General features: G+C 36.5%; 16 protein-coding genes and 1 pseudogene. 12 read left to right on the top strand and 5 right to left on the bottom strand.

Features of this window, described 5'->3' with window-relative positions; all coding sequences use genetic code 11:
* Positions 1 to 185: 185 nt before the first annotated feature.
* Positions 186 to 1049, bottom strand: coding sequence for a class II fructose-1,6-bisphosphate aldolase (fba, locus tag EDD71_RS02970; RefSeq protein ID WP_133627254.1), 864 nt, complete (start codon positions 1047 to 1049; stop codon positions 186 to 188).
* Between the two features lie 424 nt (positions 1050 to 1473).
* Between fba and EDD71_RS02965 the strand changes: the two genes are divergently transcribed.
* A complete protein-coding gene (locus tag EDD71_RS02965; protein ID WP_243116380.1) occupies positions 1474 to 1662 on the top strand; it encodes a family 4 glycosyl hydrolase in 189 nt (62 codons plus the stop codon).
* A 125-nt stretch (positions 1663 to 1787) separates the two neighbouring features.
* Here EDD71_RS02965 and EDD71_RS02960 read toward each other — a convergent pair whose 3' ends face one another.
* From EDD71_RS02960 to EDD71_RS02945, 4 genes are all read right to left on the bottom strand, one after another.
* On the bottom strand, positions 1788 to 1967 hold the full coding sequence (locus EDD71_RS02960; protein ID WP_133627252.1) for an H-type small acid-soluble spore protein: 180 nt from the start codon (positions 1965 to 1967) through the stop codon (positions 1788 to 1790).
* Between the two features lie 476 nt (positions 1968 to 2443).
* Positions 2444 to 3775: a 6-phospho-alpha-glucosidase gene (locus EDD71_RS02955; protein ID WP_133627251.1), complete on the bottom strand. Its 1332-nt coding sequence runs from the start codon at positions 3773 to 3775 to the stop codon at positions 2444 to 2446.
* 2 nt (positions 3776 to 3777) lie between these two features.
* Positions 3778 to 5355 (bottom strand): PTS transporter subunit EIIC, encoded by a 1578-nt coding sequence (locus EDD71_RS02950; RefSeq protein WP_133627250.1) that lies wholly within the window; start codon positions 5353 to 5355, stop codon positions 3778 to 3780.
* 136 nt (positions 5356 to 5491) lie between these two features.
* On the bottom strand, positions 5492 to 6250 hold the full coding sequence (locus EDD71_RS02945) for a MurR/RpiR family transcriptional regulator (protein ID WP_207669267.1): 759 nt from the start codon (positions 6248 to 6250) through the stop codon (positions 5492 to 5494).
* A 224-nt stretch (positions 6251 to 6474) separates the two neighbouring features.
* Between EDD71_RS02945 and EDD71_RS16200 the strand changes: the two genes are divergently transcribed.
* The 11 genes and pseudogenes from EDD71_RS16200 to EDD71_RS02890 all read left to right on the top strand — a co-directional run bounded on the left by EDD71_RS16200 (position 6475) and on the right by EDD71_RS02890 (position 19583).
* Positions 6475 to 6921 (top strand): reverse transcriptase domain-containing protein, encoded by a 447-nt coding sequence (locus EDD71_RS16200; RefSeq protein ID WP_479724189.1) that lies wholly within the window; start codon positions 6475 to 6477, stop codon positions 6919 to 6921.
* Positions 6922 to 7099: 178 nt separating this feature from the next.
* A complete protein-coding gene (locus tag EDD71_RS02935) occupies positions 7100 to 7441 on the top strand; it encodes a hypothetical protein (RefSeq protein WP_133627248.1) in 342 nt (113 codons plus the stop codon).
* 613 nt (positions 7442 to 8054) lie between these two features.
* Positions 8055 to 8372 (top strand): annotated as a pseudogene (locus EDD71_RS02930) (transposase); the annotation flags it as partial.
* Between the two features lie 156 nt (positions 8373 to 8528).
* Positions 8529 to 9257: a MurR/RpiR family transcriptional regulator gene (locus EDD71_RS02925; RefSeq protein WP_133627247.1), complete on the top strand. Its 729-nt coding sequence runs from the start codon at positions 8529 to 8531 to the stop codon at positions 9255 to 9257.
* Positions 9258 to 9397: 140 nt separating this feature from the next.
* Positions 9398 to 11305, top strand: coding sequence for a PTS 2-O-a-mannosyl-D-glycerate transporter subunit IIABC (gene mngA, locus EDD71_RS02920; RefSeq protein WP_133627246.1), 1908 nt, complete (start codon positions 9398 to 9400; stop codon positions 11303 to 11305).
* 19 nt (positions 11306 to 11324) lie between these two features.
* Complete coding sequence (gene mngB / locus EDD71_RS02915; protein ID WP_133627245.1) at positions 11325 to 13943, top strand: mannosylglycerate hydrolase; 2619 nt, start codon at positions 11325 to 11327, stop codon at positions 13941 to 13943.
* Positions 13944 to 14829: 886 nt separating this feature from the next.
* Positions 14830 to 15876: a type 2 isopentenyl-diphosphate Delta-isomerase gene (gene fni, locus EDD71_RS02910; RefSeq protein WP_207669264.1), complete on the top strand. Its 1047-nt coding sequence runs from the start codon at positions 14830 to 14832 to the stop codon at positions 15874 to 15876.
* Positions 15873 to 16844, top strand: a complete 972-nt coding sequence (mvk, locus tag EDD71_RS02905) for a mevalonate kinase (protein ID WP_133627244.1) — start codon at positions 15873 to 15875, stop codon at positions 16842 to 16844. Before fni ends, mvk begins: the two co-directional genes overlap by 4 nt.
* The gene (gene mvaD / locus EDD71_RS02900; RefSeq protein WP_133627243.1) at positions 16845 to 17819 is read left to right on the top strand and encodes a diphosphomevalonate decarboxylase; all 975 of its coding nucleotides are present in this window, start codon (positions 16845 to 16847) and stop codon (positions 17817 to 17819) included.
* A 134-nt stretch (positions 17820 to 17953) separates the two neighbouring features.
* The gene (locus EDD71_RS02895) at positions 17954 to 18226 is read left to right on the top strand and encodes a hypothetical protein (RefSeq protein ID WP_207669263.1); all 273 of its coding nucleotides are present in this window, start codon (positions 17954 to 17956) and stop codon (positions 18224 to 18226) included.
* 1 nt (position 18227) lies between these two features.
* Positions 18228 to 19583, top strand: a complete 1356-nt coding sequence (locus tag EDD71_RS02890) for a tripartite tricarboxylate transporter permease (protein ID WP_133627242.1) — start codon at positions 18228 to 18230, stop codon at positions 19581 to 19583.
* Positions 19584 to 19695 lie beyond the last annotated feature (112 nt).

Below are 19695 nucleotides of genomic sequence, written 5' to 3'. Positions count from 1 at the left end.
AATATAATTATATATTATATGATTGATTATTTAAAGAATTGTTATAATTAACTCGTTGTGCCAGTTTTATTTTTAAAAGACGCTGTAATAAAAAATATATTGCTCTTACAACTACGCCTGCGCATTGTGGTCTTAATTAAACTGAAAAACCGCCTAACCTTAGGTTAGGCGGTTTTTCAGTTTAATTAAGCCTTGTTTATTGAACCGAAAAGTTCCATTTTTTCCTTAACTACTGCCTTGATAGCTTCGAAACCAGGAGCCAGGAGTTTACGCGGGTCGAAGCCCTTGCCCTGTAAATCTTTGCCGGCTTCGATGTACTTACGAGTTGCTTCTGCAAAGGCTAATTGACATTCAGTGTTAACGTTGATTTTGGCAACTCCAAGGGAGATAGCCTTTTGAATCATATCTGCAGGAATTCCTGTACCACCGTGTAAAACTAATGGAACGTTGCCAGTTGCAGCTTTGATTTTAGCTAAAGCGTCGAAGTCTAATCCCTTCCAGTTTGCAGGATATTTACCGTGTATGTTACCAATACCTGCAGCCAGCATTGTAACGCCTAAATCAGCAATTAGCTTGCATTCATTGGGGTCAGCTATTTCTCCTGCACCCATAACTCCATCTTCTTCTCCACCAATTGAACCAACTTCAGCTTCTACGGAAACTCCCTTTTCCCCTGCTATTCTGATTATTTCCTTTGTCTTTTCGATGTTCTCATCGATTGGATAGTGTGAACCATCGAACATAACTGAGGAGAATCCAGCTTCAATTGCCTTTAAAGCGCCTTCGTATGTGCCGTGGTCCAGGTGAAGTGCAACAGGAACGGTAATCTTTAATTCTTCCAGCATTCCATTAACCATTCCGACAACAGTGCGGTATCCACACATGTATTTTCCAGCGCCTTCGGAAACACCTAAAATTACTGGTGAGTTATTTTCCTGAGCAGTAAGTAGTATTGCCTTTGTCCACTCTAAGTTATTGATATTGAATTGGCCAACGGCATATTTACCATCTCTAGCCTTGTTTAGCATTTCTTTTGCTGATACTAACATTAAATCTACCTCCATAGTTATATATTTTGCAAAAAAAGAGTCAATATTAAAAACTGTGCTTGACAGTTTATTACCATAAATTATAGATTAATACTGCACCTGCTGTCATATATTCTATAAATACTATCTTAACAGAAAGAAAAGAGAAATTGCAAGTTCACATACAGAATATCAGTAAACTATTAAATTTGCAAGGTATAAATACTGTCAATATTTCAGAAATAGTCAAAGGAGTTTAACGAATTTACTTGGCTTGCCAGCCATATTGACTTTAGAACTTCTTTAAAGCGTATTGGTGAGTGGAATATATTTTTTATTGCAACGACAATTACGTTCATACTAAATCTGCAAAGGGAAAATATATAAAGCAAAGTTTCTCAAGTATGGAATACCGATGCTCGCGGGGACAGTTCATGGAAACATGATGGTAGAAGTTGCTGAATCTATAGCATACGATTTAAAGAAAGTTTTTGTTGTTATAACTAGAAATGAAGGTATAATATCTAATCTTCCAGAAGATGCCATGGTGGAAGTAGCTGGGAAACTAACAAAATATGGCGTAGTTGCGTATAAGGTTGGGAAGAGAGGAATATATAATACCAAGGCCATTTGATTTAAAGGTTCAAAAGGCTGTGGCAGAGGCTGTAGCGAGGGCTGCAGAAGTACAGAAATTAAACTTATAAATAAAAACCTCAGGTGTCTGTCATCATGGCACACCCTGAAAGGGATACAGGAGAGCTATTTGCCCTCCTGTAACTTTGAAACAGGAACCTCAATTTCCTTATTTGTAGTAAGATCCTTTACAAGGACTGACTCAGTGTCCTTATGTACTTCCTCAATCCAAACATTATTACCATTGTACTTCACATCAATTACGCCCGGTGAATTTTGAATTTCTATTGCTCTCTCGATTCTCATACCTGCACCCCTTTTTATTATATGGTGTGCAGATAAACATTAAAATATACCTTCAAAACTTGATATAAAAGAATTGGCTGAGATCTTCTGTGTTACTCCTTTGGGGCAAATAATATTATATAAAGGTATATCTATTACCATTAACGTGATAAGTAGAGCCCACGAGGAGAATCTGAGAATAGAGTATATAATTAATAATGATGTAGTACTCATGTATTTTACCATCAGGGGACTTTTAACCCCTAAAATTGGATAAATATTGCTACGCATTTATATTTGTCCATAATTGGCAATTTCATTTTTAAAATTGCCTATCTAAAGTTAATGAAATTGTTTTTTCATCTTTTTCAGTATTATTATCATTTTACCACATTGATATTAACATTTTTAAGCATATCTTTATTAACAATCATAAAAATAAAAAGCCAAAGGAAAGGCAGCTTTTGCTGTCCTTTCCCTGTGACTTTCCAAATTTATTATCTTAACTCTGGCCAGTATTCCTTATTAGCCTCAATGAGGTCATCAAGTATTTGTTTTGCCTGGAACGCTGATTTTACAGTCTTATTCATTGTAAAGGCCATAAGTGCCTTTTCATATGAATTTTCAAGTGCAGCATCCACAAGTAGTTTTTCAGCTGCTAATTGCTGCTCAATAAGCCCTTTGTAAAATGTTGGTATTTCTCCTACTCTAACTGGTTCCGGGCCATTTGAAGTAATATAAGCCGGAATTTCTACCATTGCATCATCTGGAAGGTTTTTTATTGCTCCCTTGTTTTCAACAATTACAAGGAATCTCTTTCTAAGATCGAATGCCAGTGATATTGCAACATCAACGATAAAAAGACCATGCACACCCACATAGAAGGCATCCTTATTCATTTCTCCTGTTGCTAAATATTGATCAACTGCATCGAATAATCTCTTTTCTCTTCCTTCCATTACTTCATTTGCTCTTGTTCTTTCTTTATTGGTATTTGCAACTATATGGTCTGATAGCAGATAGTATTGCATATATGGGTTTGGTATATATTCAGGGAACATATCCACCAAGTACTTAATGTTCTTATAGGTCTTTATCCAGGATGGATCTGAGTGCTGAACATCTACTTTGGACATATCTTCAGTTAGAAGTCCATGTACTCTTGCATGCTCCCTTAAAACAGGTAGCTTGTCTTCTCCGTTTACATATACTTTAGTAAACCATCCAAAGTGGTTTAATCCGAAGTAATCAACTGTTAATTCTTCTCTGGCTACTCCAAGAATTGCTGCCATATTTCTCATTACTCCAACAGGCATGTCGCAAATATTCATAATTCTGGAGTTTGGTCTGAGTCTTCTAATGGCTTCAGCAACAATTGACGCAGGATTGCTGTAGTTTACTATCCAGCATGTTTTCTTAGCATACTTTTCAACAAAGTCTATAAGCTCAATCATCGGAAAGATTGTTCTAAGTCCATATGCCATTCCTCCCGGACCGCAGGTTTCCTGTCCAACTACGTCATATTTAAGCGGAATCTTTTCATCAAGTTCACGCATCTTGTATTTTCCAACTCTCATTTGAGCAAATACGAAGTCTGCATCTTTAAATGCTTCCTCGGGATCTGTCGTAAGGACTAATTTTAAGCTTGGGTCCATCTCTTTGACAACCTCTTTAACAATTACAGCAACTTTATTTTGCCTTTCAGCATCTATATCATACATTCTAAGCTCTTCAAGCTTGAATTGATCCTTTCTCATTAATAAGCTTTTTACAATACCTGGGGTATAGGTACTTCCCCCTCCAGCTATAGTAAGTATAAATGTCTTCATAGTCATTCACCTCTTATGCCTAAATATTCATCTATCATTTTTCTAACCTTTGTAACATGCAGTCCATATACTACCTGAACATTTTTGTCCTTTATGATTACACCGCTAGCTCCAGTTTCATTAAGAGCTGCCTGGTCAACCTTGCTTGTATCATCTATTATAAGCCTTAGCCTTGTATAGCAGTTGTCAACCTTCTTGATATTTTCCTTTCCTCCAAGGGCAGACACGATTTTTGCTGCAACCTCAGCATTGGCTTCTGACTTAGACTTAGTTTTTTCAATGTAATCTTTCTTCATGTAAAGCTTAACTTCCTGTGTTTCTTCTTCTCTTCCTGGAGTTTTTAAATTGAGCTTTATTATAAGGAATCTAAAGATTACATAGTAAACTACTGCCTGTAAAAGCCCAATGAGGATGAACATTGGCCAGCCTGTTTTTTGAATACCCAGTGGAACATTGTATAATAAGAAGTCAATAAATCCATTTGGACCGATTGCTCTTACGTCAAAGATGTTTAATACAACCATTCCAAGTCCGTTAAGTACTGAGTGTATTACGAATAATAATGGTGCTGTAAAGAGGAATGAGAATTCAATTGGCTCTGTAACACCTGCGATTATAGATGTAGCAGTTGCTGGAATTAAAAGTGCTTTAATCTTTTCTTTCTTGTCAGGGTGTGCAGTTTGATACATCGCTATTGCAGCACCTACAAGACCAAACATCTTTGAAAGTCCACGAGCATCATAGATTACAGTTTTTGACAATTTTAGTATGCTTGGATCTGCCATTTCAGCAAAGTATATGTTTCTTGAACCTTCAATGATTTTTCCACCAATTTCAGCAACTCCACCTAATGGACTGTAAAGGAATGGCGTGTATACAAGGTGGTGAAGTCCCGTTGGAATTAATATTCTCTCTAAGAATCCATATATGAATATACCAAAGTTTCCTGTTGCCCTAATGAATTCTCCCAAACTTGAAATACCTTTCTGGATTGGTGGCCAAACATATGATAGTATCACAGCCAGAATAACGACTACGGGAATTAATATCATAAATACAAGCCTTGGTCCTGAATATATTTGCCATGCTCCCTCAAATTCAACGTTTACATATTTGTTGTGGAAGTATGCAACTATGATTCCAAGTATAATCCCAAGGAAAACTCCCATATCAAGGATTTGAACGCCCATAACCATAGCCTGTCCTGAACCTCTAAGTTTATCTACAGGAACTAATCTTTGAGTAAGGCTAAGGAATATATTCATAGCGTTAATAAATACCAGATAAGCTAGAACTGCTGTGAAGCCTGCATGTGACTTTTTCTCTTTAGCAAGCCCAACTGCAAGACCGACACAGAATATTAATCCAAGGTTAACAAGGATTGAAACCAGAGAGCCTGATAGCATCTTACCAAATCCAAATACTATTGGATTCTTCATGAAAGGTAATAGCTTTGCCAAGTTTGAGTTGGTAAGTATATTCCCAATCGCAATAATTATACCAGCAATTGGCAGTATTAGAATTGGTACAAACATACCTTTTGAAAATTGCTGCAGAGCGTTTACAATTTTCTTTTTCATAATTTTCTCCCCCCCATAGTTTTTTAAAAATTTTTATATTTAAAACTTTTACTAATTAGATTATATTTGCATCAATTGTTTATGAGAATAGTTGCAGATGATAAAGAAACATGTTATCACTAAAGATAACATGTTGTCATTTTTGCGTATTTATTTCTTCATAATATCTGAATATAAGATATTCTATAAGCATACATGTACTGGGGAAAAAGCTGTTTGGATAGATGTTTCTGTCATCGAGCTTATTCATATCGAATATTTTGAAGTTAATATCAGAAATTCTTGAAATGCTATTATCAATTTCTCTAGTAAATGAAATTACTTTTATTCCTCTTTGCTTTGCATAGTTCACCTTATCAAGAACCATCTTGGTTTCCCCGGATCTTGAAATAACAATCAAGGCTTCAATATCCATTATATTGTTTTCAAAAATACCAACGGTATCACCGCCGCTTGCAAAGAGGCATTTCTTACCAAGAACAAGAAGCTTTTTATTTAAATACTCAGCTATAATTCTAGAAAAACCCGTAGCATAAATAAAAAGAAATTTTTCTCTAGTGTATGTCAACAAATTTACAAAGCTTTTAACATCTTCATCTACTACGTATTTAAGCAATTGAGTTAAATCCATTCCATACAAGTTGGAAGCTATATTAATAACTGATTTATTATCTTTATGCACAAGAGGTTTTATATTATATACCATGTCAACAAAGCCTTTGTATCCAAGTTTTTTTGCCAATCTCATTATTGTAGAAGTTGACGTAAAATTTTTCTTTGCAACACCTCGAACTCCTAATTTCATAGCCATATCAATGTTGTTGATAATATATTCGAGTACTTGCTGCTCAAGATCTGTTATATCCTTATTTTTGGTTATTTTGTCCAGATCTATTTTCATTGTGTTCTTCCCCCACGTGAATCAATTTACTTTTTAATTATATCTAAACAAAAGCATAATTGAATAAAAATTATGATAAAATATTTTTAACAATAGAGGAAAATTTAGATGAAATCTATTATTACCTGAGTTCAGGATAATGATGTAAAAATTCCATATATAGCTCTGTTTTTTTACATGTATATTTTTGGACTTTTATCAGAAAAATTATTCTTCTTATGATAGTTAAGCAATTAAATGAGGATTATGGAATATATTCAGTATTCCATAATCTTCATTTTGTCTGTCTAATGGAACAGTTTTATAAACTTAAACCCATGCCTTTTCATTTGTTCAATATAAGTGCCTCAATATTATTTGCTACTTATCTAGGGTTATCACCTAATGCCATTTTACCTCAAGTTAAACCTTCTACATCTTCTGTAAGAAGCTTCACAAGCTGTCTTGCTTCTGTTAAAAATGGAGTTGGTGATAGCCCTCAGGGTGGAGTAATTTCTCCATTATTGGCTAACATCTACTTGGATTACTTTGACAAGAGGATGATGGCTAATAATATACGCATAGTGAGATATGAGGATGATATATTAATTTTGCAAGGACTAAGGCCGAAGCCGGTAGGCATAGAATGCTTGCCACAAGAATACTTGAGAAAAAACTCAAGTTAATGCTTAATAAGGAGAAGACGCATATAACCAGTGTTGATGAAGGCGTAGCCTTTCCAGGTTTCATATATATGGTTTGATGAAACAAAACTGTTTGACATTTCTAAGATGCAAGTCGGTACTTTGTATTGTTACTATGAATAGTAACATCTGAGGCTTTCCGGGAGCCGCCTTTTCTTTTTTGAGTGTCATTGGGCTGGCATTTAAAGTATCCTATGGTACATTATTTTTATATACAATACTGGATGCAATCTTTATTCCATTTTTTACAATACAACTATCTTCTTCTACCTTTAACGTGATAAGTAAAGCCCACGAGGAGGATCTGAGAATAGAGTATATAATTAATAAGGATGTAGTACTCAACGGAGGACGAATTATTAGCTCAATTATATTGCTTATACTGCTAACAGCTTTTAAGGATTTTACTATAATAAAAGTTTACTTTTTGTTTATAGGTTCAGCACCTATAGCATCCGGGTATTTTCTTTCAAAACTTAAAGGGGTACTTGAAGGTAAATAAACATAGCATTTTTCCCTGAGAATTATACAGAAAGGGTGGTAGCGGATGAGTTTACTTCCCTTTTTTATTATACCCTTATTTGCTTTAGAGGGACTTATGATGAAACGAAAAGCAGAGATAGAGGATTGCGAGAAACTGTACATGTCATAAATGATGTAGAATGTTCAAAAAGGGTTGAAAGGGCAGTTGAGAAAATCTCTGGCAAAGAGGTGATTGTTACTTTGGAGAAGGGTGCTGCATATCCAAACCATATTTACCCAAAATCACTTTTCGCTAAGCATTTAAAATTTCATTGAATATGGACAGGCATTGATGTATAAGAATTATATGGTATAATAGGATTATAATTGAAATTATTTTGTAAACCTCCCGTCCATTTTTAACGACTGGAGGTTTACGAAAAAATCTTTGCTTAAGCACCCTCGGAAGCATTATAAATACTGGATTCCCCGGCGGGTTTTAATCAAACCATATTGGAATTGAAACAAAATTGTCTATAACTTTAGCGTATTGTGGGTTAAAGGTTTTAATCAAACCATATTGGAATTGAAACACAACAGTAGCTTTCAGGCCTTCAAAGTTTTCTCAGTTTTAATCAAATGAGTGTAATAATCCTAGCAAAGAGGTTATATTACATAGTGATTTGGGATCACAATATACAAGCTTTAAATTTGCAGAATATATTTCAAGTATTAAAATCATTCACTCATTCAGTTCAAAGGGAAATCCCTATGACAATGCCTGTATTGAGTCTTTTCATGCTACCCTAAAAAAGGAAGAGGTTAACTTAGTAACCTATTATGACTTCAATGCTGCTAAGCTAGCAATATTTGAATATATAGAATCCTGGTACAACATAAAAAGAATCCATAGTAGCATAGGGGATATTACCCCTCAGCAATGTGAGGATAGGGCCAGAAAATCATCATAAAAAATTCGAGTTTTTGTGCCTACTATATTGATATAAGCCCATCTGTATTAGTGGTAACAATGGGATACAAACGGATGTAATGTTTAAAAATATTCAATTTTGTGATAACATTATATAAATGTAAACCTATGAAAAATTAAATGAAAGGTGAACATTATGAAGTTTGAGGAAAGGGTACGGATCTTTGAGCATAAGCTGAATGATACTGATGATCAAATAATCGATTATATAAGATCAAATAAGGAAGAAGTAATTAATATATCAATTCAGAAGCTGGCACAAAAATTATTTACGGTGCCCAACACCATAATAAGATTATCTAGGAAGCTGGGGTATGAGGGCTTTTCGGAATTAAAGTTAGCCCTTAAATCAGAAAATGATATCCGGCCAATGAAGCTATCTGATATTTCAGAGAATATCAGAAAGTCCTATGAGTTTGTGGATATGGAGGTAATTGATAAAATTGCAAGGAAGTTTGAGGAGTCAAAAAAAGTACTGTTTTATGGTGTTGGAGATTCAATATATTTCTGCGAGATGATGGCTAAAAATTTAAGATGTGTTGGGAAAAAAGCGGAGTTTTTTGTACATCGCCATGATATGATCTATAGTGCCGAAAATATAAATCCAAAGGATTTAGTATTTGTTATTAGTGCCTCAGGTGAGACAAAACAGGTATTGGAACCTACCGTTATAGCTAAGGAAAAGGGTGCCTTTATTATTAGTCTTACTCATCTCAGCGACAACTCACTTGCAAAGCTGGCCGCAATAAATCTTTATTGCTGGGCCCCTAAGCAAAAACTAAACAATTATGATATAACAGATAGAACCTCAATGATGATAGTGCTGAGAAAATTAAGCGAGCATTATTGGAAACATTATTGTTAAATCTATGTTAATAAATACACATATAAACCTTACAATTGATGATTATTGTGAAAAAATGAGAAGATTAAAGTCTTCTTATTTTTTTTTGCTATCATGAAGATATAAAGATATTATGTATATCTTATAAGGGAGTGATAAGGGTGGAGTTAAAGAAATTAACCAGTACGAAGTTAATTTCACTAGACTTGGATTTAAAAACAAAGGATGAAGTAATAAGATTTTTAGTAAAAAAGTTGGCAGAAGAAGGTAAGTTACACTCAGAAGAAGAGTTTTATAAAGATGTAATAGCTAGGGAAAAGCTGTCACCAACAGGTCTTGAGGCGGGCCTTGCAGTGCCCCATGGCAAGTCAAGGGCTGTTAAGGAAGCATCCTTTGCAGTTGCAAAGCTTAAAAAACCAATAGAAGACTGGGAGAGTGTTGATGAAAATAACAAAGTTGAATTTGTATTTTTACTTGCGATACCTGAAGAAGAGGCAGGCTCAACTCATTTAGAGCTTTTAGCAGAACTTGCAAAGAGAATTTCTAACTCTGAGTATAAAGAGCGACTTCAGAATTCCAAAAGTGCGGAAGAGCTTTATAGAAATTTAGATGATTATAAGCAGGAAAATTATAAGTTTGATGTTGTTAAGCCAGAGAAATCAATAGTTGCCGTAACAGCCTGTCCTGCTGGTATAGCACACACCTACATGGCAGCAGAGGCTCTTCAAAAAGCAGGAAGAGAACTTGGCATAGCTGTTTATGTTGAAAAGCAGGGGGCAAATGGAATAGAAGATCCTCATACAGATGAACAACTAAGAAATGCAGATGCAGCTATATTTGCTGCGGATGTAGCAGTTAAGAATGAAGAAAGGTATAAGCATTTACCAATATATAGAACAAATGTTACAGCTCCTTTAAAGAATGCTAAGGAAGTTATAGAGAAAGCTTTTGAATTAGCTAAGGACAAAGGAAAGAAAGAGTATAAACAAGAAATAACTAATAGGAAAGAAGATAATATATCATTAAAAAGTGAAATAAAGAATTCAATTTTAACTGGTATTTCTCACATTATACCTATAATCGTTGCAGGCGGAATGATATTAGCTTTCGCTGTATTAGTAGCTCAAGGATTTGGCTTACAGGAAATTTATAATAAAGAAAACTCATGGCTGTGGATGTTCCGTAAGTTAGGTGGAAATATGCTGGGAACCCTTATGGTACCTGTATTATCCGCTTACATGGCATACGCAATTGCAGAAAAACCAGCATTAGGTCCAGGATTTGCAGCAGGGGTTGCCGCTAACTTAATTAATGGTGGATTCCTTGGAGGTATGCTTGGGGGTTTCTTAGCCGGTTATATAATTAAGTACATGAAAAAATCATTCCCTGCAAAGGGTACATTTGCAGGATTTATAAGCTTCTGGGTATATCCTGTTGTTGGATCACTTACTGTAGGTGCATTAATGCTTTTAGTATTTGGAAAACCAGTTGCAGCTCTAAACCAGGGATTGTTAAATTGGTTAAATAATCTTTCGGGAAGCAATGCAATATTGTTAGGTGCGGTTATAGGAATCATGGTTTCATTTGACCTAGGCGGGCCAATAAACAAGGCTGCATATACATTCTGTATCGGTGCTATGGCAAACGGCAACTTTGTACCATATGCAGCATTTGCATCAGTCAAAATGGTTTCAGCCTTTGCAGTAACAGCAGCAACTCTGCTATTCAAAAGATACTATGAAGAATATGAAAGAGAAGTTGGTAAATCAACCTGGTTATTAGGGCTTGCAGGAATTACTGAAGGTGCCATACCTTTCATGATAGAGGATCCGCTTCGCGTAATTCCATCCCTTTGTATAGGTTCGGCTGTAACAGGTGCTATAGTAGTATCTTCAAATATAGGGTTAAGCGTTCCAGGTGCAGGTATATTCTCACTATTTGTTCTGCAGGGTGCACCATTAGTTAAAGCCGGAATTATATGGTTTGGTGCAGCGCTTATAGGTGCCGCTATTTCAACGTTACTATTAGTCGCAACACGTATACACAAACTTAATAAGAAGCAGCAATAAAGCAAAGGAAGTGTGCATAGTGAAGAAAAATGTTCATATAGTTCCACATATGCATTGGGATAGAGAGTGGTATTTTACTACGGAAGAGTCAAGAATTCTTCTAGTAAACAATATGGAAGAAATACTGGACATGCTTGAAAATAACCAGGATTATCCCTGTTATGTGCTGGATGGCCAAACAGCAGTTTTAGAAGATTATTTTGCTGTAAAGCCTGAATACAAAGAAAGAATAAAAAAATTAGTACAGGAGGGAAAATTAATTATAGGACCATGGTATACTCAAACGGATGAAATGGTTGTTGGAGGGGAATCCATAGTTCGTAACCTTTTATATGGTATAAAAGATTGTGAACAATTTGGGGAGCATATGAAAATAGGATATCTTCCAGATTCCTTTGGGCAATCTGCCCAGCTCCCCCAAATATTAAATGGATTTGACATAAAGTATTCAATATTCTGGCGAGGAGTTTCAGAGCGTCACGGTACAGATAAAACAGAATTTTATTGGGAAAGTGACAACGGCTCAAAGGTACTCGTTCAGCTGTTCCCATTAGGGTATGCCATAGGTAAGTATCTTCCAACTGATGAGGTGAAACTAAAAGAGCGTTTGGATAAATACTTTAGCGTGCTGGATAAAGGAGCAACTACAGACCACATAATTCTTCCAAACGGACATGATCAAATGCCTATACAAAAGAATATTTTTGAAGTTATAGAAAAGCTTAAGAAACTTTATCCTGAGAGAAACTTTTTTTTAAGTGGCTATGAAAATGTGTTTAAGGAACTAGAAAAACAAGACGGGCTGTCTACAATAAAAGGTGAATTTTTGGATGGTAAATACATGAGAGTTCATAGAAGCATTTATTCAACAAGGATGGATATAAAGGCAGCAAACACAAGAATAGAGAATAAAATCACAAATATGTTAGAGCCTATAGCATCAATAGCATATAGCCTTGGATTTGACTATCACAGTGGATTGATAGAGCTTATATGGAAGGAAATTATGAAAAACCATGCCCATGACAGCATCGGCTGCTGCTGTTCAGATAAGGTGCATAAAGAAATAATGTCAAGGTTTTTCATTGCAGAGGAAAAAGTTGATCAGTTAATTAACTTCTATATGAGAAAGATAGCTGATGCAATGCCATGTGATATAGCACTTGATAAACTGGTTGCCTATAATCTTCTTCCATATGAAAGAGAAGAGGTAGTACAGGCAGAAATAACAACAAAGATGAAAAGCTTTAGACTACTTGATGAAAATAATAATGAGCTTAAATTTGAAGTAGTAAAGAAAGAAATAATAGATCCTGGCTTAATCGATAGGCAAATAGTTCATTACGGTAATTATGATCCTTTTGTTAGATATACTGTACAATTTAAAGATATAATTCCTGCTATGGGATATAAGTCATATTTCATAAAGGAATCTGACTCAATGGTGGAGAGTATGCCCCAAGAGGTTAATAAAGTAGAAACAGAGTTTTATACATTATCTGTAAATGAAAATGGAACCATAAAAATTTATGACAAAAATCTAAATAAAACTTTTGATAATGTACTACTAATAGAAGATGGAGCTGATGATGGCGATGAATACGACTATTCACCGCTGTTGGATGACTTCATAATTTTAAGTGACAGGGTAAAAGCAGAATATTCAATGAAACAAAACAAGTATTTTGCCTATGTAGATATAAACTACAGGCTGGAAGTACCTAAAGATATTGAAAGCCGTAAGAAAAAGGTATGCGACAGCTTTATTGATGTAAAAATAAGTTTGAGGCTGCCGATGAATAAGCCATTGATAGACATCAAAATAGATGTAGAAAATATGGCAAAGGATCATAGGGTAAGGGCTTATATACCAACAGGTTTAAAATCCAAATTCTCTATATCCGATAATCAATTTGGCAGCATCGAAAGAGCGGTTGTTGATCCAGCAATGGAAGTTTGGGAGAAGGAAGGCTGGGATGAAAGGCCGGATTCAATATATCCAATGTTAAGCTATGTAGGTTTATCAAATGAAGAATATGGTGTGGCAGTTTTAACTAACAGTACAAGGGAATATGAAATTGTAGGAGAAAACTACGATACAATAGCTGTTACACTCTTTAGAAGCGTTGGATACCTTGGAAAGGAAGAGGTGTTGAGAAGGCCTGGTCGCCCTTCAGGAATTAAAATGGAAACTCCTGATTCCCAGATGATAGGAAATATAAAGCTGCATTTTGCCTTAACAACTCATGAAAAATCAACACTAAAGGCTAATGTTGCAAGGATAGCCAAAGAGTTTTTAACTCCTATATATACTTACAACAAGATGCCATACGACGCAATGAAGCTAAATAATGTTGATTTTAATGTTCCATGCAGCTACAGCCTGTTTACTCAAATGGATAAAAATGCAGTTATAAGTACTGTTAAAAAAAGTGAAAAAAATGAAGGCTTAGTAGTGCGTTTTTATAATCCAACAGACGATGAAAAGACAGCAGTCTTTAGATTTAATCGTGAATTAGTGGAAGTTCATAAGACAAACCTAAACGAAAGGGAAATCGAAATTATTAACTGCAATAACTCTGGAGAGTTCGAAGTTAATATTAAGAAGAATGAAGTTCAAACTATTTTAATTAGATAATAGGTAGTGTAAAATATTTTGTGTATTTATCTTAAATACTTTTCTTTCTTAGCAAGAATAGATTGATATTTCATATAATTTCATTTGTGATTGCAACCAATTTTTAAAGTTTTATGAATTAAGTTGCATAAAATTGGATAAAATATTTCATTAGGGGTAGTTTAGGCTTTGGTTAAGAACCTTTGAAGGCCTTGGTCTAAGAAGGTTCTTAACCAAATTTTTTAAGTTCATGTTACTATCATTTAATATTTATATATTTTTCAAGTCTACCAGGGTACATTATAATCAGTTTTCGCTAAGCATTTAAGATTTCTTAAATGTGGACAAGCATTGATTTACAAGAATTATACGGTATAATAGGATTATAATTGAAATTATTTTATAAACCTCCCGTCCATTTTTAACGACTGGAGGTTTACGAAAAAATCTTTGTTTGTGCACCTCTGGAAGTACTATAAATACTAGATTTTCCGGCGGGGTTTTAATCAAACCATATTGGAATTGAAACATAATAGGTGTCTGTATTATCGTTCTTGTCAAGAAGCGTTTTAATCAAACCATATTGGAATTGAAACTCATAATATTATTTTTAATAAGAACATCAAGATGATTGTTTTAATCAAACTGAGTATGCCACTTTATAGGGAGCCACTACAATAGAAAAGGAAACCTATAAAACCTGGAAAATTTTATCAGACTGAGAATGATCGTAGGAAAAGGAGAATTTGCGACATGTTAATGGTCGGGCGATTACTAATCGCCTCTTTTTAGTGATAATATTTATCATTTACAAATATATTTCATTATGTTACAATTTTATTGTTTTAATAAGGCCGAATTGGAAGGAAGCACTATATTTGAATAAATTATAGGGGGAAAGACAACCTTGGAAGATTTAAAATCAAAGAGCCAAATAAGAAGCGCACGAAAAAAGGAACATATACATCATTTTTTGCACAGTAATTTCGAGGGTGATAATTATTTTAAATATATATATCTGGAACACAATTCTCTGCCGGAGATAGATTTTAATGATATAGATACAAAAATTAGCTTTTTGGGAAAGAAGATAAGCTTTCCCATAATGATTAATGCCATGACAGGCGGTTTTGACAGGGCTGTAGAAATAAACAGCAGTCTTGCCAGAGTTGCAAAAAAATTAAATATACCGATGGCAGTGGGGTCCCAGGCCATTGCTGTAAATGATAGGGAGTATGAATCTTCCTTTAGGGTTGTGAGGGAAATATTAAAGGATGGAGTTGTTATTTCAAATATCAATGCCTTTGCAGGGGTAGATGACGTGCAAAGAGCCATCGATATGATTGAGGCAGATGGGGTTCAGATTCATTTAAATCCTGCCCAGGAAATTGTTATGCCGGAAGGGGACAGGAATTTTAAGGGGCTATTGAAAAACATTGAAAATATCGTAAGGAAAATAGATAAGCCCGTTATCATAAAGGAAATTGGCTTTGGCATTTCAAAGGATGTAGCCAAAAGACTTCTTGAGGTTGGAGTTAAGTACATAGATATAGGCGGAAGCGGGGGAACCAACTTTATAAAAATTGAGAGCGCAAGAAATGAGAAGTTCGACTTCAGTGAATTATTCGAATGGGGGATACCAACGGCCCTCAGCCTTTTAGAATGCAGGTCCCTAAGCAGTGATTTAAACATCATCTGCAGCGGCGGAATAAGACGTGCCGAGGAGGTAGTTAAGGCCCTGTGTGCAGGTGCGGATATGACAGGAATCAGCGGGCCAATTTTAAGGGAACTTTTAAATGGTGGAATTGAAGGCGCTGAGAAATATCTTCAAAACATTATATATAAATCCAAGGTAATCATGCTTCTTTTGGGCAAGAAGAATATACAGGAACTAAAAACTGTGCCCTACAAAGTGAAGGGCGAGCTTAAGGAACTCCTGAGTGATTCCATATGAATAGGGTTTCTACAAGAAAGGCTTTGGGCGAGGCACACAGCAAGCTAATTTTAGTTGGCGAACATGCGGTTGTTTACGGCAAGCCTGCAATAGCCATTCCCTTCCCGCTGAAGGTGAGATCTATTGTGGAAGAGTCATCTGGAAACATTATGTTTGAATCTGCTGTTTATACTGGACCTATTGACAGCATGCCCATGAGAATGAAAGGAATCTCAGAATGCATAAAAGAAACGCTGCATTATTTAGGTAAGCCCCTTGAGGGTTTACGTATTCGAATAGATTCAGCCATTCCATTAGGCCGTGGTTTAGGCTCTAGTGCCGCAGTAGCTGTTGCCTTAGTAAGAAGCCTGTTTTCCTTCTGTGGACAGGAGCCTTCACAAAGGGAACTCTTTTCCTTTGTTCAAATTGCTGAAACCCATGCCCATGGAAAGCCAAGCGGAATTGATATGGCTGCGGTATCAAGCGAGTGTCCGATTTGGTTTGAAAGGGAAAAAGAGCCAATCCCCGTTAAGACGAACGGTCCTCTATATATCGTTGCTTCGGATACTGGTAGAATCGGTGATACACGTATAGCAGTGGAAAATGTGAGAAAGAGATATCTTTTAGAGCCTGAAAAAGTGGAAAAATCCTTGGAGAAAATAGGGAAAATTGTGGATGAGGCAAAAAACGCCCTTTTGAATGGAGATATGTATTTACTTGGGCAATTACTCAATCGCAATCAGGAGGAACTTATATCTCTTGGTGTCAGCGATGACGGCCTCAATAGATTGATTGAAAGGGCAAGAAATGCAGGTGCATTGGGGGCAAAATTGACAGGCGGGGGTCTGGGTGGGTGCATGATAGCCCTTGCCGACAGCCTTGAAAGTGCCAGGATAATCTCAAGTGAATTAATGAAATCAGGTGCCTTCAGGAGTTGGTATTTTTCAAGCCAGGATGATAGTCTCTATGCTTCACAGGAGGTTAAATAAATGAAGGCTACAGCAAAAGCAAATACCAATATTGCGCTGATTAAATATTGGGGAAAGCGTGACGAGGAGCTATTTTTGCCTATGAACAGCAGCCTGTCTATTACACTTGACAGTTTTTACACCATAACAAACGTTGAATTTAGCAGGAATCTTAATAAGGATATTTTTATGCTGAATAACCATCAGGCAAGTGAAAGCGAATCAAATAAGGTTTTCAGATTTCTTGATAAAATAAGGAAATTAGCTGGTACTCATTTACATGCAGTGGTTACCTCTGAAAATAAAGTGCCAACAGCGGCAGGATTTGCTTCTTCTGCCTCGGGGTTTGCGGCACTGGCGGCTGCAGCAGCAAAGGCCCTGAATTTGGAGCTGGATGAAAGGGAATTATCCATATTGGCACGTCAAGGCTCAGGCTCTGCTTGTCGCTCTATTTACGGTGGCTACGTGGAATGGCAAAGGGGCGAAAGGGCAGACGGAAAGGATTCCTATGCCAAGCAGCTTTTGTCTGAGAGGGATTGGAATATCAGCATCCTCTCTTGTTTGGTAGCTTCCGGCCAAAAACAGGTATCCAGCAGGGAAGGCATGAAACGTACGGCTCTTACCTCGCCCTTTTATTCAGGCTGGCTTAATACTGTTGAAAAAGACTTGGAAAGGGCAAAGGAAGCAATAAGGCTTCGGGATTTTGAAAGCCTGGGGAAGATAGTGGAGGCAAACGCCCTGAAGATGCACGCCACAATGCTTGGGGCAGAGCCCCCAATTTTATATTGGCAAAGTGGAACCATGGAGGTAATGCACCATATCCAGAACCTCAGGTTGTCAGGTATCTCTGCTTATTTCACCATAGATGCCGGACCAAATGTGAAGGTTCTTTGCCTGCCAGAGGATGAACAGAGGGTGTATGAATCTCTGTTAACCCTGCCTTCTGTGCAAAATGTTATTATTTGCCATCCGGGGGCGGGGGTATCTTATTTATAAAGGATTTTCTTTATTATTGTAGGGGTGAATATTATTCACCCGCAAACGTCCATTTACGGGGGCGGGCGATTGATAATCACTCCTACGGATAATTAGTATTTCTATATACTAAATTAACAACAGGAGTTGAGCATATGAAAAGCACATATACAGAAATAAAAGAATCCCCTAAGGGCAAGGATTCAAAAATGAACATTGAAGTTTGGGAAGATCTTGTTAATATTAAGGACTTGGTTATATCACTTATTGTCTGCAGCGTAATGGCCCTTGGTGGATATTTCCTTGCGCCTAATAAACCTCCAAAGCCCTTATTTTTTGGTTTATCCGGTGCAATCCTTGGTTTTGTGATTTGCAGCATTTTTATTAAACCTAATAGGATATTTATAGAGACAGAGCAGGAGGATTAATATGACTACTACTTTAATTTTACAAATGATTGTTGCAGCTGTTATTGCAGCAATCATGTATACCATTATAGGTGCCGCTCCCGGGGCGGATGAAACAGCAACTATTGCGCCCATCACATTAGTATTGGTTTTATCAGGCCTACACCCTGCTGTGATTCTGACATTTTTTATATCAGCTATTGTGGCATGCAAATTAATAGATGCGGTTCCTGTTTCCACAGCAGGAATCCCTGCCGGGGTCATGTCTACTCCAATGGTAGAACACGCCATGGTACTCAAAAAATTTGGATTAACGGACACAAGCATTCGAAAAATTGCTTCAGGGGCTGTTGTCGGTACCTTTGTTTCCGTACCCGTAAGTTTATTTCTTGCTCGGGCTTTAGTTCCCTTCTCAACCGTTATAAAACAGTATGGAGACCCGGTATTTTTTATTGGAGCGGTATTATTAGCCCTAATGTCTAAGAATAGATGGGTGGCTCTAGCTTCAATACTGCCCTTTGCCCTGTTGATTCAAGGCCTTCGTCATCTATATTGGGGTATTGGAGCTGTGCCAAAGGGAACCAATGTATTTACATCTTTTTTTCTGGCAATTACCATAGGCCCTGTCATTTTAACTCTATTTGAGCTGCTCAATAAAGAGAAAAGAGAAAGTATGAAAAGATTTGATAAAAAGAGTATTTATTTAAAAAAGGCACAGGAAATCGGAAAATTCCCCAATCCCTTTAGGATTTTAACGAAAAAGGAGATCGTCTACAGTACGATGGCTTCTCTTATTGGTTCAGTTGCTTTTATTTTAAGCCCTGTTGGGCTTACCACCTTCTTTGGAGAGCTCTTTGCCAGCCGTACAAAGGATCCGGTGGAAAAGGCCTCCCTTGCAATATCAACCATGGAAGCCCTGGCTCAGGCAACCTATTTTTCAGGAACCTTGATTCCACTTATTGCCTTGGGGATTCCTTTATCCCCTATGTCCCTTGGACCGGCAAATCCACTATTTAATGCCCCACCGGTCTTTACTCTCCAGCATAATATGCATCACATATTATCTGGATTGGATTTTATTTCTGCAACTCTTATTGGAGCAGCTATTGCCTCAGCCTTTACATATTTTGTTGCGGTGAAGTATTCGCAGCAAATTTGTGCCTTTGTGTTTAAAAAAATCCCCCATGAGGCCTTGTTAGGCTTGTTCTTTAGCCTTGTATTATTGCTGGCCTTTATGGATGCAGGTTGGATTAATATTGCCGGTGTTCTTCTAATCGGGATTGTTGCGGGGGTATTATATCGTTTGGGAGTTAATTACGGCGTATTATTTATGATTTTATACTCGGCACCATGGATTATTAAGACATTAGCAGGTTAATAGAGAAAGTATTCCATTGAGCTGTGTATCATTCTGAACGCAGTAAAGAATCCCGGGATGCTCGGTAGGAGAATGCTAATATGAAAATAGGATACTGCAGGGGCGATTATAA

It is taken from the genome of Fonticella tunisiensis (genome assembly GCF_004364155.1).
In the GTDB taxonomy this organism is placed as follows: Bacteria; Bacillota; Clostridia; order Clostridiales; family Caloramatoraceae; genus Fonticella; species Fonticella tunisiensis.
This window is presented reverse-complemented; position numbering and strand designations above follow the sequence as displayed.

What these genes read in the sequence shown, in the direction of transcription:
- fba (WP_133627254.1), bottom strand. Translation starts at nt 1,049, where the DNA reads ATGTTAGTATCAGCAAAAGAAATGCTAAACAAGGCTAGAGATGGTAAA.
- EDD71_RS02965 (WP_243116380.1), top strand. Translation starts at nt 1,474, where the DNA reads ATGGTAGAAGTTGCTGAATCTATAGCATACGATTTAAAGAAAGTTTTT.
- EDD71_RS02960 (WP_133627252.1), bottom strand. Translation starts at nt 1,967, where the DNA reads ATGAGAATCGAGAGAGCAATAGAAATTCAAAATTCACCGGGCGTAATT.
- EDD71_RS02955 (WP_133627251.1), bottom strand. Translation starts at nt 3,775, where the DNA reads ATGAAGACATTTATACTTACTATAGCTGGAGGGGGAAGTACCTATACC.
- EDD71_RS02950 (WP_133627250.1), bottom strand. Translation starts at nt 5,355, where the DNA reads ATGAAAAAGAAAATTGTAAACGCTCTGCAGCAATTTTCAAAAGGTATG.
- EDD71_RS16200 (WP_479724189.1), top strand. Translation starts at nt 6,475, where the DNA reads ATGATAGTTAAGCAATTAAATGAGGATTATGGAATATATTCAGTATTC.
- EDD71_RS02925 (WP_133627247.1), top strand. Translation starts at nt 8,529, where the DNA reads ATGAAGTTTGAGGAAAGGGTACGGATCTTTGAGCATAAGCTGAATGAT.
- mvk (WP_133627244.1), top strand. Translation starts at nt 15,873, where the DNA reads ATGAATAGGGTTTCTACAAGAAAGGCTTTGGGCGAGGCACACAGCAAG.
- mvaD (WP_133627243.1), top strand. Translation starts at nt 16,845, where the DNA reads ATGAAGGCTACAGCAAAAGCAAATACCAATATTGCGCTGATTAAATAT.
- EDD71_RS02895 (WP_207669263.1), top strand. Translation starts at nt 17,954, where the DNA reads ATGAAAAGCACATATACAGAAATAAAAGAATCCCCTAAGGGCAAGGAT.
- EDD71_RS02890 (WP_133627242.1), top strand. Translation starts at nt 18,228, where the DNA reads ATGACTACTACTTTAATTTTACAAATGATTGTTGCAGCTGTTATTGCA.